The organism is Microbacterium sp. SORGH_AS_0505 (genome assembly GCF_030818715.1).
Lineage (GTDB): Bacteria > Actinomycetota > Actinomycetes > Actinomycetales > Microbacteriaceae > Microbacterium.
The window spans coordinates 1,251,736-1,269,055 of sequence record NZ_JAUTAT010000001.1 but is presented as its reverse complement, the minus strand read 5'-3'; the positions used below and the strand labels follow the sequence as shown (position 1 = coordinate 1,269,055).

Annotated in this window: 12 protein-coding genes; 9 read left to right on the top strand and 3 right to left on the bottom strand. The window is 68.8% G+C overall.

Annotated elements, in window-relative coordinates; all coding sequences use genetic code 11:
* The first annotated feature begins 248 nt into the window (after positions 1 to 248).
* From QE428_RS06230 to QE428_RS06205, 6 genes are read left to right on the top strand one after another with little or no spacing between them, the layout of a single operon-like run.
* Complete coding sequence (locus QE428_RS06230; RefSeq protein WP_307467060.1) at positions 249 to 1,778, top strand: sugar transferase; 1,530 nt, start codon at positions 249 to 251, stop codon at positions 1,776 to 1,778.
* Positions 1,778 to 3,025: a DUF1972 domain-containing protein gene (locus QE428_RS06225; RefSeq protein WP_307467058.1), complete on the top strand. Its 1,248-nt coding sequence runs from the start codon at positions 1,778 to 1,780 to the stop codon at positions 3,023 to 3,025. The genes QE428_RS06230 and QE428_RS06225 overlap by 1 nt, the downstream gene beginning before the upstream one ends.
* Positions 3,022 to 4,116, top strand: coding sequence for an acyltransferase (locus QE428_RS06220; RefSeq protein WP_307467053.1), 1,095 nt, complete (start codon positions 3,022 to 3,024; stop codon positions 4,114 to 4,116). Before QE428_RS06225 ends, QE428_RS06220 begins: the two co-directional genes overlap by 4 nt.
* Complete coding sequence (locus QE428_RS06215) at positions 4,113 to 5,543, top strand: lipopolysaccharide biosynthesis protein (RefSeq protein ID WP_307467050.1); 1,431 nt, start codon at positions 4,113 to 4,115, stop codon at positions 5,541 to 5,543. The genes QE428_RS06220 and QE428_RS06215 overlap by 4 nt, the downstream gene beginning before the upstream one ends.
* Positions 5,544 to 5,580: 37 nt before the next feature.
* Complete coding sequence (locus QE428_RS06210; RefSeq protein ID WP_307467048.1) at positions 5,581 to 6,693, top strand: polysaccharide pyruvyl transferase family protein; 1,113 nt, start codon at positions 5,581 to 5,583, stop codon at positions 6,691 to 6,693.
* A complete protein-coding gene (locus QE428_RS06205; protein ID WP_307467045.1) occupies positions 6,690 to 7,883 on the top strand; it encodes a glycosyltransferase family 4 protein in 1,194 nt (397 codons plus the stop codon). The genes QE428_RS06210 and QE428_RS06205 overlap by 4 nt, the downstream gene beginning before the upstream one ends.
* Here the strand turns inward: QE428_RS06205 and QE428_RS06200 are convergent.
* On the bottom strand, positions 7,808 to 8,542 hold the full coding sequence (locus tag QE428_RS06200) for a hypothetical protein (protein ID WP_307467042.1): 735 nt from the start codon (positions 8,540 to 8,542) through the stop codon (positions 7,808 to 7,810). The genes QE428_RS06205 and QE428_RS06200 overlap by 76 nt on opposite strands.
* A gap of 342 nt (positions 8,543 to 8,884) precedes the next feature.
* On the opposite strand from QE428_RS06200, the gene QE428_RS06195 reads away from it, so the two are divergent.
* Entirely contained in the window at positions 8,885 to 10,291 is a 1,407-nt protein-coding gene (locus QE428_RS06195) for a polysaccharide biosynthesis tyrosine autokinase (RefSeq protein WP_307467039.1), read from the top strand.
* Between the two features lie 1,143 nt (positions 10,292 to 11,434).
* Here QE428_RS06195 and QE428_RS06190 read toward each other — a convergent pair.
* Positions 11,435 to 12,586, bottom strand: coding sequence for an acyltransferase family protein (locus QE428_RS06190; RefSeq protein WP_307470666.1), 1,152 nt, complete (start codon positions 12,584 to 12,586; stop codon positions 11,435 to 11,437).
* A 173-nt stretch (positions 12,587 to 12,759) separates the two neighbouring features.
* Between QE428_RS06190 and QE428_RS06185 the strand changes: the two genes are divergently transcribed.
* Together QE428_RS06185 and QE428_RS06180 are read left to right on the top strand one after the other, a co-directional pair.
* Positions 12,760 to 15,147, top strand: coding sequence for a right-handed parallel beta-helix repeat-containing protein (locus QE428_RS06185; RefSeq protein WP_307467034.1), 2,388 nt, complete (start codon positions 12,760 to 12,762; stop codon positions 15,145 to 15,147).
* Positions 15,148 to 15,193: 46 nt separating this feature from the next.
* On the top strand, positions 15,194 to 16,228 hold the full coding sequence (locus QE428_RS06180; RefSeq protein WP_307467030.1) for a glycosyltransferase family 4 protein: 1,035 nt from the start codon (positions 15,194 to 15,196) through the stop codon (positions 16,226 to 16,228).
* Here the strand turns inward: QE428_RS06180 and QE428_RS06175 are convergent.
* The gene (locus QE428_RS06175; protein WP_307467027.1) at positions 16,215 to 17,243 is read right to left on the bottom strand and encodes a glycosyltransferase; all 1,029 of its coding nucleotides are present in this window, start codon (positions 17,241 to 17,243) and stop codon (positions 16,215 to 16,217) included. The genes QE428_RS06180 and QE428_RS06175 overlap by 14 nt on opposite strands.
* Between the last annotated feature and the right edge of the window lie 77 nt (positions 17,244 to 17,320).

The window sequence follows — 17,320 nt, the reverse complement described above, 5'->3', positions numbered from 1 at the left end:
CCGCCGGGAGCCTCGGCCGACGTGACACCTCGGTTTACATCGAGTTAACGCCGGGCGCTCGCACGACCGTTCGCCGCACGCTACAGTTGCCCTCGAGTGGATCGCGCGGCCGGGGGGTCGTGCGGAGGTTCTTGGGGGACCGCGAAGCTCATTGGGGAACTATGCATCCGCCTTGGGGGCGGATGCAGTGATCGCACATTGCTTGGGGGCATGATGCGGACACCGTCCGATGTGTGTGGGGACGCACGGTGAGCGCGGTCGAGGGATTCTCGCCCGGCCTGTCGCTGCCAGGGCTGAGCCCGCTGACGACCGTGCGCGGGTGGGCGGGCGAGGCGCCGCGGGCATCCGCCGCGCTCGTCAGCCGTCAGCAGTGGGAGCGACGCTTCCGCGTGCGACTGCGAACCAGCGACACGGCGATCGTCGCGCTGGCATGCGCGTTCGCGACGGTCCACGTCACGGCAACGGGCGCCCTCGCCCCCGCCCCGTACAGCGCGGTCGCGATCGCCATCGCGACCGGCACGCTCTGGCTCGTCGCGCTGATGCTCTTCAACACCCGCTCCGCGAGCGTCATCGGCTCGGGCGCCCTCGAGTACGCACGGGTCGCCCACGCGACCGGACTCGCGTTCGGGCTGCTCGCCATCATGTTCGTCGTCTTCGAGTGGGGTGGGATCCGGGCGCAGCTGTTCACCGCCCTTCCCCTGGGTACGCTCGCCCTGCTGATGTCGCGCTGGGGATGGCGGCGGTGGCTCGTCGCGCAGCGCGCCGAGGGGAAGTTCGCCTCCCGCACCGTCGTCGTGGGGTCGCGGGATGACGTCGAGTACGCCATCCGCACCCTCGGTCCCGCGGGCCAGCTCGGCTACCTGGTCGTCGGGGTCGCTCTCCTCGAGGGCGCCGGCGCCGGTGACTGCGTCAGCGTCGACGGTGTCGACTACCCGGTGATGCACGGTGAGGACGCCGTCCTCCGCGCGGCGGAGATCTACGGGAGCGACACCATCGTCGTCGCAAGCCAGCCCGCCGGCGATCCCACTTACGTCAAGCGACTCTCCTGGTCGCTGGAGGGCACCGCCGCCGAGCTCGTCATCTCGAGCCGGCTCGCGGACGTCGCAGGGCCACGGATGTCGCTTCGACCGGTCGAGGGGATGCCTCTCATCCACGTGAAAATCCCGACCTTCGAGGGTGCCTCCTTCTACGTCAAGCGAGCGCTGGACATCCTGGTGTCGGGCGCCGCACTCCTCGCCTTCGCGCCGGTGGCGGCCGTCATCGCTCTCGCCATCAAAACGAACGACGGCGGCCCGGTCTTCTTCCGCCAGGCCCGCGTCGGCCGCGACGGTCAGGAGTTCGCGATGCTGAAGTTCCGGACGATGCGAGTGGATGCCGAGTCGGAGCTCAGCGCCCTGCTCGCCCAGAACGAGGGTTCCGGCCCGCTCTTCAAACTGAAGCAGGACCCCCGGGTCACCCGCGTCGGACAGATCCTCCGGAAGTTCTCCCTCGACGAGGTGCCGCAGTTCTGGAACGTCCTCCGCGGCGACATGAGCGTCGTCGGCCCGCGCCCGCCGCTGCCGGCCGAGGTCACCGCCTACGACGGCACCGTCTTCCGCCGTCTGTACATCAAGCCCGGCATCACCGGGCCGTGGCAGGTCGGCGGACGGAGCGACCTCTCCTGGGAGGAGAGCGTCCGCCTCGACCTCCGCTATGTCGAGAACTGGACGGTCATGACGGACCTCGTCCTGATGTGGCGAACCGCCAAAGTCATGGTTGCACCCGAGGGAGCGTACTGATGGTCATCGAGATCCCGCGCCCGCTCGACACCGACGCAGACCGCGGTCGGCACCGGACCCGGACGCTCGACACGCAGACGCTCCGCATCGCGATGATCGGCACCCGGGGCGTCCCGGCCTGTTATGGCGGCTTCGAGACGGCGGTCGAGGAGGTCGGTCGCCGCCTCGTCGAACGCGGTCACGACGTCACGGTCTATTCGCGGGGCGAGAGCACCCGCACCTCGGAGTACCTCGGCATGAGGGTCGTCCACCTTCCCGCCGTCCCCGTGAAGCAGCTCGAGACGCTCAGTCACACCGGGCTCTCGGCCGTGCACGCCGTGTTCGGCCGGCGCACGGATGCGGCCTTCGTGTTCAACGCTGCGAACTCGCCGTTCCTCCCGCTCCTGCGTGCCCGCGGCATCCCGACCGCCCTCCACATGGACGGTCTCGAATGGAAGCGCTCGAAGTGGGGCCGGCGCGGAAAGGCTTACTACCGCTGGGCAGAGGAATTCGGCGTCCGGACGGCCGACGCCCTCATCGCGGACGCCCCGGGGATCGGCGAGTACTACGACCGCGAGTTCGGGGTCCCGACGGAGCTGATCCGTTACGGAGCGCCCCTCCTCGACGATGCGCCGACCGACGGCATCCGTGCCCTCGGCCTCACTCCCGGCGGGTACCACTTGGTCGTCGCACGTTTCGAACCCGAGAACCACGTGCTCGAGATCGTCGCCGGCTACCGAGCCAGCTCCGCGAGCGCGCCGCTCGTCGTCGTCGGCTCGGCGCCGTACGCCGCCGAGTACACGCAGCGCATCCACGCCGCGGCCGGTGACGACCCCCGCATCCGCTTCCTGGGCGGTGTGTACGACCAGGATCTGCTCGACGCGCTGTACTTCCACGCGATGTCGTACGTGCACGGTCACTCCGTCGGGGGGACGAACCCGTCGCTCCTGCGGGCCATGGGCGCCGGCACCGCGGTGCTCGCCTACGACGTCGGCTTCAACCACGAGACCCTCGACGAGCACGGCCTCTTCTTCGTGGATGCCGCCGAGGCGACCCGACACTTCAGCACGCTCGAGAACGATCCCGTCGGCGTCGTCGCGCTCGGTCTGCACGCTCGCGAACGAGCAGCCGCGGCCTTCCGGTGGGAGGACGTGACCAGCGCATACGAAGACCTGGCGAGGCGTCTCGCCCGGCGAGATTCCATGCATGCTCAGGGCCGCCGGGCTCGGCGCGGCGGGCGCCCGCATACAGTGCGGGGCACCGGATGAAGGCGCGGAACGCCCTCATCGCACCGGGTCCTGATGCGACCGGCCGCCTCGCAGCAGGGTCGGCGCGGACGTCACGTACGCCGGGACGGGTCGAGTGGGTGGCCCCGCTCCGAGGTACCGCCATCCTCCTGCTCATCCTCTGGCATGCATCGTCCATCCCGGTGCGATTCGGGTTCGACATGCCGACCTGGCTGTCCCTCCTGAACGAAACGTTCCTACCCTGGCGGATGCCGACCCTGATGTTCCTGTCCGGCCTGCTCCTGGCGGGTTCGCTCCGCAAGCCTGCGCCCGTATACCTCGTCGGGAAGGTGAAGAACCTGCTCTGGCCGTACGCCCTGTGGGCCGCTGTCTACCTGTCGCTCTTCCCGGGTGCCGGTGAGGCGATCGACGAGCCGATGTCGTGGTTCGGCGCGGGGTACCTGTGGTTCATCCTCTACCTCTTCGCGTACTACCTGGTGGCCCCGCTCGTCGTCCGTGCGCCGTGGTGGATCGCACTCCCGGCATTCGCCGTCGGCGCGATCCTCATCCCGCACCCGTCCCCCCAGAAGATCTGCTTCTTCGCGGTCTTCTTCTTCGCCGGCCACTACGCACGCACCCTCATCCCCGCCGTCCTCAACGCACCGCGTGCCTCTATCGGCGCCGTGGCCTTCGTGGCCGCGAGCTTCACTGCGGCATCGGTGACGCTGTCCGCGGTGACCGGACGGCACTTCTTCGAGTTCGCACCCGCATCGATCGTCTTCGTGCTCGCGCTCATCGCGCTCAGCGTCCGTGCCGCCCACGCGCTCGGGCGCCGGGCATCGAAGAGCGCGCTGGAGCGCGGGATCGCGTGGATCGGTCGCAATTCCGTGGTCTTCTACCTGACGCACTTCCCGCTGATGATCGTCGCGTGCGTCGTCGCCCGGCAGACCGCGGGAGCGCTCGGGCTGTGGATCGTCGGAGTCTGCTGCGCTGTCGCGCTCCTCGGCGGCATCCCCCTAACCCTGGCCAATGGTCACTGGAGTGTTTCCTGGCTGTTCCGCGCACCTCGTCTTCCCCGAGGGAGAAGTCGTCTCATCGCCACCCACCGTCCGTCCGTCGGCGGTGACGTATGAGTGCCGCCGGAACCGTGCGCGCCCGCGGCGACGCGGCGAGCGACGAGTCGCCTGACATCGACGTCGACGTCGCGCGGCGGTTGGGGACCCGACGAGGGATGCTCGCCTCGGTTGGCGGGAGCGCGATCGCGCGCTTGACGGTGATGCCCGTGAGCGCGCTCCTGGGCATCGTCGTCACTCGACTCATCCTCGACAACTACGGCGAAGCGACCTATGCGCAGTACACACTGCTGGTCGGTATCGCGGCCCTCCTGCCCTTCGCAGATCTCGGGCTGTCGGCCGCGATCCTGAATGCTGCATCCGCAGCGGGGAACCCCCGCACAGACCTCAACTTCCGGGGCGTCCTCGTCTCGTGCATCCGCCTCCTGGCGTGTTGCGCGCTCGTACTCCTGACGGTCGCCGTGGCGATCTACGCTCTCGGCTACTGGGACGCTCTGCTCGGCGACGGGTTGAGCGTGGAGTCGGGGGCCCTCGCGGCAACCCTCTGCCTCGCCATCCTCGCCCTCAATCTGCTCGTCTCCTTCGGACAGCGCATCCTGATCGCATTGGGCCTGAACACCCTGGTCGTCCTGCTGGGAGCCCTGCAGACGCCCATCGTCCTCCTCGTTCTCTGGCTGACGATCTCCGCCGGCGCCGGCGGCGGCTACATCGCCGTGGCGTCGTACGCGGGAACCTTCCTGATCAGCGTCATCGCCTTCGTCATCGCCGTTCGCCGAACGTCTCCCACGATCGGCATCGCGATTCGTCAGAGTTTCAGCCCTCGTGTGCGCGGCGAGCGCGTGCTCAACGTGGCCTGGCCGATGCTCGTGCAGATGATCGCCCTCCCCATCGCGATGTCCTCCGATCGGTTGGTGCTCAGCCACCTCGGCTCGCTCGACGACCTGACCGAATACAGCTTGACGATGCAGATGTTCGGCCCCGCACTCGGGGTGCTCACCACTGCGGGAATGTCCCTGTGGCCCGTCTTCGCACGGGCTCGCGCCACGGGGAGCTCCACACCCTTCTCACCGCACGCGATGGCGGGGATGTTCGCAGGGCTCGCTCTCATCGGCGGGATGCTGATCGTCGCTCTCTCAGGGTGGCTCGCCGAGCTGGCCTCGGGTGGGCGTATCCAACTCGGCTGGCCGATCCTCGTGGCGGGGGCGATCTTCATCGTCATCCAAGCGGTCAAGCAGCCGTACGGCATGTCGCTCACCGATCCGAGAGGGCTCGCCTTCCAGGCGGTCTGCGCGCTCGTGCTCCTGCCCGTGAACCTGGGCTTGACGATCGCTCTCACACCGAGCCTTGGCGCACCGGGGCCGCTCATCGGCTCCATCGTCGCCGTCATCGTCTGCCAGCTGGCGCCCAACATGATCCTCGTCCGGCACCGCGCGCGCCGCGCTGCAGTCGTCGGCGAGACACGAGAGACAGGAGCTCGCCATCAGTGACGTGTTGTCAGAAGAGACGCCCGTTCGCACCTCGCCCGTGAGGCTCGCCCAAGTCGGCGACTACTCCGTGTCCAACTGGGGCGACCAGCTCTACCCGGGTGTGACCGCTGATCTGCTGCGCCGTATCGGGCTCCTCTCCGAGATCACGCATTTCGCTCCCCTCGCCGGAACCACTCTGGCGGGCGAACCGATCCGCCCACTCCGCGAGATACGGCGTTCGGATGCGGCTGCTGTCCTGGTCGGCGGCGGGGACCTCGTGCGCTTCGATACGACCACCGTCGCTCTCGACCACATGGCCATACCGGAGGCGGAACGGCATGGACGCCTCCTGCGTCTGCGAGCGGCGTGGTTCGCCCGCAGACATTTCCTCGCCGGTCCCGGCGTGTGGCTCCCGGAAGACGATTGGGTTCGCGGTGCACCGACGGTCCTGGTCTCCGTAGGAGCCCGCCGGATGGCGCACGACGCTCGAGCACGAGCAGTCGTCGCTCGGCTGCGCGGCGTATGGGTGCGGACGTCGCATGCGGCACAGCAGTTCCAGGCGGCGGGGGTCGACGCCTCGCGCATCGTCCTGGCCCCCGACATGGTCTTCGCCCACCCGGCACTGTCCGATCTCAACGGTGCAGCCAGCCGAGGCCGAGAGGTCATCCGTCGCAGACTCGGCGTCGACGAGCCGCTCGTCATCTTCCATGCGGCCGCGTTCCACGGCTGGCCCGAGGCTCGGATCGAAGCTGCCTTGCGGTCGCTGGCCGGCCTCCCCGTCGCCGTCCTCTCGCTGGGTGCCTACTCCGGCGAGGACCGCGCCCTGGCCGCCGCCGCGCAGCGAACCGGCGTCGACGCCCTCATCGGCCTCGACGCGGATGAGATCGTCTCGGTACTCGCCGGGGCAGGAGTGGTCTTCACGACGAGCATGCATGCGGCGATCGTCGCGGGCTCGTTCGGCACCCCCGTGCTCACCCCCGGGGTAGCGAAGACTGCCGAGGCATTCGCCGCGTGCCCCGTTCCACCGCGCGTTGAAGGCGTCAGCGACGAGGATCTGGCAGAGACCGTGCGCGCCCGATGCGGCGAACGCGTATCGCATGACCCGACCCCCAATGCCCGCGCCGCGACGACGGCGATGACATCGATCCTCACGATGGCCGGTGTGCTGTGACCGCGCTGCGGACGGTCCTCGTGGCGCACCCCGGGGCGGAGTTGTTCGGGTCCGATCGCATGTTGCGGGAGTCCGTCGCGGGACTGCGGGAGGGCGGCACGCGAGTCGTCGTCGTCGTGCCCACCGCCGGCCCGCTGATCGACGAGCTGCGCGCTCTGGGCGCCGAGGTCGTGATCGCGCCTGGCCTCGTCCTGCGCAAGGCGCTCCTGCGGCCGTCGGGGTGGTTGCGGCTGTTCGGAGAAGGGCTGCGCGGCCTCGGCTCGGCATGGCGGCTCATCACCCGCGTGCGCCCCGACGCCGTGTACGTCAGCACCATCACCATCCCGCTGTGGCCGCTGGTCGCCTGGCTGCGCAGAGTGCCGGTCGTCAGCCACGTCCACGAGGCGGAGGCCTCGGGGAGCACCCTGGTGAATCGGGTGCTCTACGCGCCTCACATGCTGGCCCGGGAAGTACTGGTGAACAGTCGCTTCAGCCAGGCGACGATACGACACGCGCTGCCGAAGCTCGCCTCGCGCACGCACCTCGTGCTCAACGGCGTCGTCGGGCCGGAGCAGCCGGAGCCGCCCCGGGCGGACACCGATGGAGCCCTCCGCGTTCTGTACATGGGGCGCTTATCCCCTCGAAAGGGGCCTGATCTGGTCCTCTCCGCAGCTTCTCTGCTCGCCCGGGACGGCGTCCCGGTCGATGTCACGCTCGTGGGCGACACGTTCCCCGGATACGAGTGGTTCGGAGCGGAGCTGAGGCAGCAGGCGTCACGCGCGCCGCGGAGGATGTCGGTGCGCTTCGCGGGCTTCCAGCCCGACGTGTGGGGCTACGTCGCAGCCGCGGATGTCGTCGTCGTGCCCTCGCGGATCGATGAACCCTTCGGCAACACAGCCGTCGAGGCCGTCCTCGGCCTGCGCCCGGTCATCGTCGCCGACACCAGTGGTCTTCGCGAGGCCGCGGACAGCTACGCCACCGCGCGCATGGTGCCCGTCGACGAGCCTGAGGCCATCTCAGCCCAGCTGCGTGCGTTCTCGGAGTCGTGGGCGGCGGTGAAGGCGGATGTCGAGGGCAGCCGTGCTGAAGCCCTGCGACGACACTCCCCCGAGTCCTACCGCGCGAGCGTCCGCCGTCACGTCGAACGAGCGGTGCGTTCCGGCTCTCCCGCCAGCGCCACGACGGATCGACGGCGCGGCAGCACACGGTAAGTGCGCAGCCCCCGCCCCTTGGCCACATCGTTCGGCAGATGATCGACGCCGCGAAGGAACTCCCGCCCCTCCTCCTGCGCAGCGTCCCAGGAGTACGTGCTCGCGACCTTGCGGCTCGCGTGCACGACGGCGGCTGCATCGATCACACCCATGGTCAAGCCGGCGTCCTCCATGAGACGGGCCCACTGGAAGTCCAGCCCCCATCCCCAGCGCAGGTCCGCCGGGAACGGCAGCAGCAGCTTCGCGGCATCCGCACGCACCAGCGTGACCGGACCGATCTCGACGAACCTCGTGGTCCGCGCGATGCTCAGCAGACGACGCTTGGCGACCGCCCAGTTCGCATTGCTGAACCGCGTCTGGGCCGGCTGCGCGAGGGCAAGATCGAGCCGCTCGCACACTTCGATCGCCAGATCGAGGAACCCATGCGGAAGGACGACGTCGTCGTCGATGATCACGAGCCAATCCACCTCGGGCAGATCCTGGACCAGGACGTTGAGGTTCTGGAACTTGCCGGCGACGAGGTGATCAGCACCCGTATCCGCCTGCATCCCGGGCGGGACATCCCCCATGGCCCCGAGGTGGATCTTCACCTCGTGCCGGGATGCCCTCAGCTCCGTGACGGCCGCGCGGATGGGCTCCGCATTCCGGTAGATCCCCACCACGCCGACGCTGCGGCGCGGCCCGGTTCGCACCCCCCGAACGGCTCGCGCGAGCGCCTCGTCCACACCTTCGGCGATTCGACGCCCCAGACGTCTGATCCCAAACCCACTCGTGCGCATCCGACTCCCCAAGTCTGCGTATTCCCCAGGTCAGACGATACCGCTCGCCGTCACGATTCACACACTTCCGACATCTCTCGGGGAGGCGACCCCGTAGAATGCGAAGTGGAAGAAGCGTCCGCTGGGGCCGTTGGGGCGGACGGGATGCTTGGGGGGATCTGCCATGGTGGATGACGTCGTCCGTGCGGAATGCGTGCGCTCGGGTGCATCGAGGGCTGCACGGTGAGCCTCAACGACTACTTCCTCGCGCTGCGGAAGCAGTGGCTCGTCATCCTCGTGCTCGCCGCCCTGGGCGCCGCGATCGGATACGGCTACGCGCAGACGCAGACCGATGTGTACCGGGCTCAGTCGTCCGTCGTGGTCCTTCCCGCGCGCGGCGACAGCACAGCCGAGCTCGTGCAGGGGTCGAGCTACGTCCAGAGCCTCGTCAGCACCTACGCACTGGTGGCGACGTCTCCGGTCGTGCTCGAACCGGTGATCGATCGACTCGGGCTCTCGATCACGCCACGTGCCCTCGCCGGGCACGTCGCCGTGGAGACCCCCCTCGACTCCGCCGTCTTGAACATCACGGTGACCGGAGGGTCGCCCTCGGGCACTGCGAGGATCGCGAACGCGATCGCCGTCGAGCTCGCCGACGCCGTCGAAGGACTCTCCCCTCAGACCAGCACCTCCGGCCCGGCCGTCCGGATCGAGACCATCAGCCCTGCCTCAGAGTCGCGCGTCCCCATCGCTCCCAACACGCGACTGCTCATCGTCGTGGGAGCCCTCGCCGGTCTCATCGCCGGCATGGTGTACGCCTGGCTCCGGCGGCTCCTCGCGACCCGACTTCAGTCCCGCGAGGACATCGCGGCGGTCACGGAGACGCCGGTGCTCGGCGAGGTCACGGGCGTCGCACGCGGTTCGACACTGCCCGATGCCGTCCGCAGAGCGGAGACAGGTCTGGCCGCCGAGTCCATCCGCGGCGTGGCTGCGGGACTCCGCTTCGCCAACGTCGACGGCGACACAAGCGTCATCCTCGTCACCTCTGCGACGTCCAACGAGGGCAAGTCCTCCGTGGCACTCTCGACGGCCCTGATCCTCGCAGAACAGGGCCAACGGGTCCTCCTCATCGATGCCGACCTCCGGCGCGGCTCGATCGCGAGGATGACGGGGCTCGAGGGCGGCGTCGGTGTGACGACCATCCTGGTGGGCGACATAGGGTTCGGCGACGCGATCCAGCACTGGGGAACGAGCAACCTCAGCGTTCTCGCGAGCGGAACCATCCCCCCCAATCCGGGCCAGCTGCTCACCTCCGACCACCTGCGGGAGCTGGTCAAGGATGCACGTGCGCGCTTCGACGTCGTCGTGATCGACAGCCCGCCCGTCCTCGCCGTGAGCGACCCGCTGTGGCTCGCACCCGTCGTCGACGGCATCCTCGTGGTCGCCCGACACCGCTTCACGAAACGCCAGGCTCTCCGGCGCACCCTCGACGAGCTCGAATCCACGCGCACGCGGATCCTCGGCATCGTCCTCAACGGTGTCAAGCGCGTCGACTCGAGCCCGTACCACGACAACGCCTACGCGGTGTCGCAATCATCGCGGTGGCGCAAGAGCGAGCGTCTGGGCGGGAGAACGAAGGCGCGGGCGTGATCCCCCGCACGACCCTCCCGAAAACCGCCACCTTCCTTCAGAAGAAGTGGACGGCTGAACCCGTCCTGGCGGTACTCCTGTGCGTCATCATCGGGCTGAGACTCACGCTCCCCTTCAACGTTCCGGCCGGCGGGGTCCTGGGCCTCCTCCTGATACCCCTGTGGCTCCCCCTGCTGCGCCGGGCTCGACTTTTCGTCGCCCTCGCCGCACTGCTGGTCGCAGCCACCGCGACCGGGATGCTGCTCACGTGGTGGATGGCCGCAGAACGCGTCGCCCTCCCGTCCGCCGTCATCGAACGCAGCGCACTCGCTCTCGGCCTGCTCGGGGCGGTCGGAGCCCTGCTGTGGGCGCGGACGATCGTCGGACTGCCCGCCGTGGCCATCGCGTACGGGGTCGGAATGACCCTCGGCATAGCGGCCGACCTCGATGGCAGCGTCAGCTGGAGGTTCACCTTCTCGATCCCCCTGACGATCCTGCTCCTCGCCGTCGCCGCCCGCCGCGACCGATTCGTGCCGCAGCTCGTCGTGGTCGTCCTGCTCGCCGCCATCGGCGCGGTCAACGACGCACGATCCAACACGGCCATGCTCATGCTGGCCGCCGTCGTCGTGATCTGGCAGCGGATCGGGCGGGCGACGGGCACCACGCGACGTCGCGCGGGCAACATCGTCGGCGTCATCCTCTTCGGAGTGGCCGTCTTCTTCCTCGCGCAAGCCGCCATACTCGAGGGGTTCTTCGGAGAAGCGACGAAGAACCGCACGCAGGCGCAGATCGATGAGTCGGGGTCGCTCCTCCTGGGCGGACGACCGGAGATCGCGGCATCCGAGGCCCTCATCCGCCTCCACCCGCTCGGCATGGGATCAGGGATCGTCGCCTCTCCTGCGGACATCACGGCGGCGAAGTCCGCAATGTCGGCCATCGGGTACGACCCCCACAACAACTACGTCGACAGGTTCATGTTCGGCGGGGGCATCGAGGTGCATTCGATGCTCGGCGACTTCTGGCTGTGGTTCGGGCTGCCCGGCCTCGTGGCATGCGTCCTGATCGCGATCATCGCCGGGCTGGGCCTGGAGCGTGCGCTCCGAGAGGGTGCGTGCACGGCGCTGGCGATCTACCTCGCCACACGGCTCCTGTGGGACCTGGCGTTCAGCCCGGCCGTTTCGGCGATGAAGACCCTTCCCCTGGCTCTGGTCGTGCTGGCCGTACCCGTGGCTGCCGTGATCGCGCAGCGCTCGTCGAGTCGGCAGGATGCGCCACCAAGAGACCTCGCGGGGGATCGAAGAGGAAAGTGAGGGGCAAGCGCGTCGACAGCCGATGAAGGCCGAGCGACAACGCGATCGCGACGCACGCTGTGACGGGCGGCAGGAACGGCGCGGCCGCCCGCACGATCTCGCTGTTCTCGCCGAGCGCGATCCCTGCCGTCAGCAGGATCACGATCGGGGTGTGCGCGAGGTAGACCGGCAAGGTGTGCGACCCGAGCCGCACGACGAGGGCGGAGCGCTGCAGCACCTGGCTGATGGCGATGCCTGCGAGCACCCCCAGGCAGGCGAGCGCCGGATACACCCCGGGGATGCGCCCCAGGTCGAAGACGGTCACCGCCCAGGCAGACGCCGCCCAGCCGGTGAAGACGAGGCCGCGGAGAAGCCACCCGCTGCGCGAGGCGTAGGAGAACAGTGCTCGCCTTCCGACCATACCGATCAGGAAGAACACGTAGTACTTGCAGACGCCCGTCCAGCTGGGCGACGGAAGGGGCAGAACGTCGGTGAACGCGACGATGGACACGGATGCCGCGACCGGCAGCGTGACGGCTGCGGGGAGGCCGCGCAGCGCCCGGTTGAGGAGGAAGAACAGCGCCAACGCCCAGATGAACCAGAGTTCGAATCTCGGGACGAGGGGGGAGATCGCGGTGTCGAACACCTCTCGACGCAGATTGATCTCGACACCGTGGACTGTCTGCCCGAGGAGGTACGGCCCGAGCCCCAGCACCTCCCAGAGCAGGAAGACCCACACGAACAGACGGAGCTTCGAGTTCCACAGCTGCGCGAGCGGCACCGAGGCCCACTTGGCGGCGAAGAGACCGGCCAGCGTGAAGAACAGCGGCATCCGCATCGTGGCGAGGACATCGTTGAGCCAGATCCACCCCGACACATCACCTGCCACGCCGGCGAGCCATCGTGCGGAGTGGAAGAGGACCACGAGGGCGATCGCGAGACCCTTGCCGGCGTCGACCCAGTCGACACGTCCCTGCGGGAGCGTCGACTCACGTCGCCACACTGATCTCAACACGATGACCCCCATCACCGACGCAGCCCCAACCGCGCTCCACGCACCCCCGCGTAGATGAAAAGTGTCTCATGGCGAGGGGCCTGGGGCACGCCCCATGTTCTGATGAGTCTCCGTCCGCGCCCCCCTACCCGAAGGCGAACGTCGAGATGTCATCTTCCCCTGCCCTCACTCGAGCCCGATTGAGGATGACTGCTGCTGCCGTCGCGCTCAGCCTCGTCGCTGTCGGCTCCGTCGTCACCGCGACGGGAGCCGCGGCAGCGACACGAGTCACCGACTCCTTCAGCCGCACCGTTGCAACCGGCTGGGGGACGTCGACCTCCGGTGCCGCGTGGACGACGTCCTCCTCGCGCGTCACCAGCGTGCGCAACGGGGCCGCCGCGGTTCTGCAGTCGCCGGGAACGGCCACCGTTCAATCGATCCGCTCGCTTTCGGCCACGGACTCGGTCCTCAGCGCGACGCTCTGGCCCGAGAATGCGACCACCGCGGGCAATGGATCGACGATCTCGCTGGCACTCCGTTCGGACGGCAAGTACTCGTACCAGGCGCGCGTGGGCTTCGGTAGAAGCGGCGTGAACCTCTGGATCAGCCGCTTCGACGGATCGAGTAGCCGAGAGGTCGTGCTCCGCTCACTCAAGCCGATAAAGTCGCTCCCCGCGGGCACGCGCGTCCGCGCAGAGTTCTCGCTGACGGGAACGTCTCCCGTGCAGATCCGCGCGAGGATATGGGCGGACGGCTCGACGAAGCCCGCATGGCAGGCGTCCTTCGACGACACCAGCGCGCAGCGCATCGCTCGCGCAGGCTATCCCGCCATCTCGACCTACCTGTCAGCGAGTTCCCCCTCGAACACCGTGCGCATCGATGACGTCGACATCTCGGATGCCGCCTCCCCCACCCCCACGCCGACCCCGCCCCCCGCACCCCCTGCGGGGAACGGTTCCGTAGGGAGCGCCACGGTCGGCAGCACCGCCTACCCCGTGCCTGCCCGCGCGATCTTCGTCGCGCCGAGGGGCACCAAGACAGGCTCGGGAACGGTGAACGATCCGTACGGCAGCGCCGCTTACGCCGTCTCGCGGGCGCCCTCGGGTTCGACCATCGTGCTCCGCGGCGGCACCTACCGGGAGTACGTCTACGTCGGATTCAACAAGGCGCTCACGATCCAGGCCTACCCGGGCGAGGCGGTCTGGTTCGACGGCAGTTCGCCGGTGACCGGCTGGGTGAGGTCGGGCAACACCTGGGTGAAGACGGGCTGGACGCACCGATTCGATCACTCCGTCTCCTTCACGGCGGGCCGCGACGACACCTCGCGCTTCGTCGACGGCACCAATCCGCTCGCCGGGTACCCCGATCAAGTGTGGATCAACGATCAGGCTCTGAAGCAGGTCGGCTCGGCGGGCGCGGTCACCGCCGGCACGTTCTTCGTCGACGAGGGCGGCCGACGCCTGGTCATCGGCTCGGACCCGAGCGGCAAGCGCGTCGAGGCCAGCACTCTGGCGCGGGCGTTCAAGGTGCAGGGCAAGCACACCACATTGCGGGGATTCGGTGTCGAGCGGTATGCGACGACGGTCTCCATGATGGGTGCGGTGACGGCGGAGGTCGATGACATTTCGCTCGAGAACATGGTGGTGCGGGACAACGCGACCATCGGTGTGTACGCGTGGAACGACGTGAAGAACTTCCGTCGCCTCACCGTGACGGGCAACGGCCTGATGGGCCTCGGCGTGAACAAGGCAGCAGATGTCTCGCTGACGGATTCGGTCATCGCGCGCAACAACGCGCAGCGTTTCAAGCCTGCGCCCGCCGCGGGTGGTGTGAAGATCACCGAAGCAGACGGAGTGCGGGTCGACGGCAACATCGTCTCGGACAACAACGGGTCGGGTGTCTGGTTCGACGTCAACTCGCGCGACATCCGCGTGACGGGCAATACCGTCTCCGGCAACACGACCACCGGCGTCCAGATCGAGCTGAGCGAGAACGCGATCATCGCCGACAATCACCTTTCGCGGAACGTCCTCGGCGCCAAGATCATGAACAGCGGCGAGGTGGACATCTGGAACAACACCATCGACGCCTCCATCCGCGCGCTCAGCTTCGCTCAGGACGAGCGACGCCAGCCGGCATCGGGCCTGAAGTCGATCATCCCCTGGCTCCTCGACGACGTGACCGTCCGCAACAACGTCATCTCCTACGGCACCGACTCGAGCACCTGCCCGATCCTCGCGCAGGATTCCGAGCGTCGACTCATCGGTGCGGGGTTGGGAGTGGCGATGGACAGCAACGTGTACTACCGCCGAGATTCCGCGACGCCCGCCAACCTCGCGTGCTGGGCGAACGGCGCCAACGGCACCAAGAGCGTGAAGACCCTCCCCGAGCTGACGGCGTTCACGGGCAATGACAGGAATTCGGCCCTGTGGACAGGTACGCCGATCCTCTCGTCCTCGCTGACCGTCCGCAGCGATGTGCTCGCTTCGCCGCGTGCCGCACTCGCCGGATTGCCGTCGGACGTCGCCGCATCCATCGGCGTCGCAGCGGGAACGAAGCGGCCGGGCGCGTTCTCACCCGTCCTGGGCCGGTGATCGAGGTTCTTAGCCGTGCGCCGTCCGTGAGCCATACGATGTGAGCGTGGCTTTGGGGAGCGGTGCGGGCGCTGTCGTCTTCTATCCGGCGGACCGCGATCTCGACGCGTGGGCCGAGCGTCACGCCGCGGGAGCAGCGCCCGACCGGTGGCCGTACGGACTCGATCGGCTCGAGGCGCACATCGCTGGAGTCGTCTCGAAGAGCCTCCCGGCTGCGACACCGATCGCGCGGGCCGCACGCCGCGTGATCGGCGTACTACCACCGGGCCGCCGGGCCTCGAACCCCGTGGGTGTGACCTGGGACGAGAACGCCGGTGCGCTCCTGGCGACCACGACCGGACTGAGCGCGCGATACTCCGGCGTGGTCTGGGTGACGGACAGCATCACGCGGCGCGGCGGAGAGCAGTTCGCAAGCCTGCGCCGTGCACTCCGTCGGATGGACGGGCTCTGGGTCCTCTCCGACGCGCAGGTAGCGCCCCTCACCGCCTTCCTCGGCGAGGGCGCTCCTCCCGTGCACTACGTCCGCTTCGGCGTCGACCAGGACTTCTTCCGGCCCACCCCTTACCCGACACGCCCGCTCGTCGTGAGTGTCGGCGGTGACCGGGATCGCGATCCCGAGACCTTGCTCCGCGCGATGGCGACGCTCCGACGGGTTCGACCCGATGTCGAGATCGTGGTGCAGAGCAGGACGAGCATCGACCCGCCCGCCGGCGTGAGCGTCGTGCCCTACCTCACCCACGCGGAGCTGCGGAACCTCTACGCTCGAGCCTCTGTCGTCGCCATCGCCACACGGGCCAACCTGCATGTGTCGGGCATGACCGTCGGACTCGAGGCGATGGCCACCGGACGGCCTCTCGTGATCACCAGGACCCCAGGCATGGATGATTACTTCGGCGGGACCTCGGCCGCTCGAATGGTCGAGGTCGGCGACGCCGACGCCTTGGCCCGTGAGACCCTCCGGCTGCTGGACGATCCTGTGGCCGGCGCGGCCGCGGGTGAGGCGGCTAGCGCCCACGTCGCGGGTGGCTTCACGACTGCGCATCTGGCGGCTCGGGTCGCCGAGGTCATCACGCGGAGGTAGTCGCTCGCGCTCCGTGCATCCACTCTTGCGCCGCTCGTCTCCCGTCCACAGGAGGCAGGGCCGCGTGAACCTCGGCAGGAGCCCGGATGCTGGTGACTGCGGCGATGAGCGCCGACGGAAGCGCCTCCCCCGCACTCGCCTCGGGAAGGACCCAATGCCCGTGGGTTGAAAGCCACTGCGCGATCCCGGTTTCTTCGGTCGTCACGATGAGGCATCCGTTCGCCAGACCTTCGACGAGCGGAAGGCCCACTTGCTCACGCCACAGAGGGCGGCGGCGTGAGGGCAGGACGACGACTTTCACCTCGCCGAGGACATGGGCGATCTCGGTGCGAGGCGGGTCGATCAGGACCGTCACCCTCTTATCGGTCTCGGCGAGCGCGAGCGCGTCGCCCGCACCCGCCCCCCGGCCGATGATGACGAGGCGTGCGTCGGGAACTGCGGCCCGGACATCCGGCCAGGCTGACAGCACGTCGGGGAACCCCTTGCGCTCCGAAAGGTCGCCGAGGAAGAGGATGACCCGATCGCGAGGCCCTTCGACGGTGTGCACCGGGGTCGGCACAGCGTGGAACAGCGCGCGGACCGGTTGTCGGGCCGCGCGGGCGAACACGCGCGTGTACAGGGCTTCGGCTCCCGAGGTGCCGTATGCGATCCGATCCAGCCACCGCCAGAGCAGAGGTGTGAAGAGGTGGCGGAGCCGATACCGCCACCGCGCCTTGACGGGGAGGTGGCGAACGGTGACCGCCGGATCGAGGTTCTCGATCGCGTAGGTGGTCACGGCGGGTCGTTCACGGCGTCGGGCTGCGGCCCGCAGCCGCGCCGCGGCGACGAAGGCGACACTCGGGAGGGACGAGTCACCCGAGAGCGGCTCGTTCACCTCGATCACGTCGATGTCGGTCGAGAGCGCGAAGGCGACAGCTCCCCAGAAGCTCTTGCGCTGCGGCTTGGTCGACTCCGCCAGGACCGGATCGAAGTCGTACCGAGTGCGACGGTAGAGGATGGCGGGCCGCGGGCTCATGCCCGCGGCCCGCTCCAGATGAGCGCTTCTCACCACCTCGTACAGCTGTACGACACGGCTCTCGGCGGCGTCCGCTC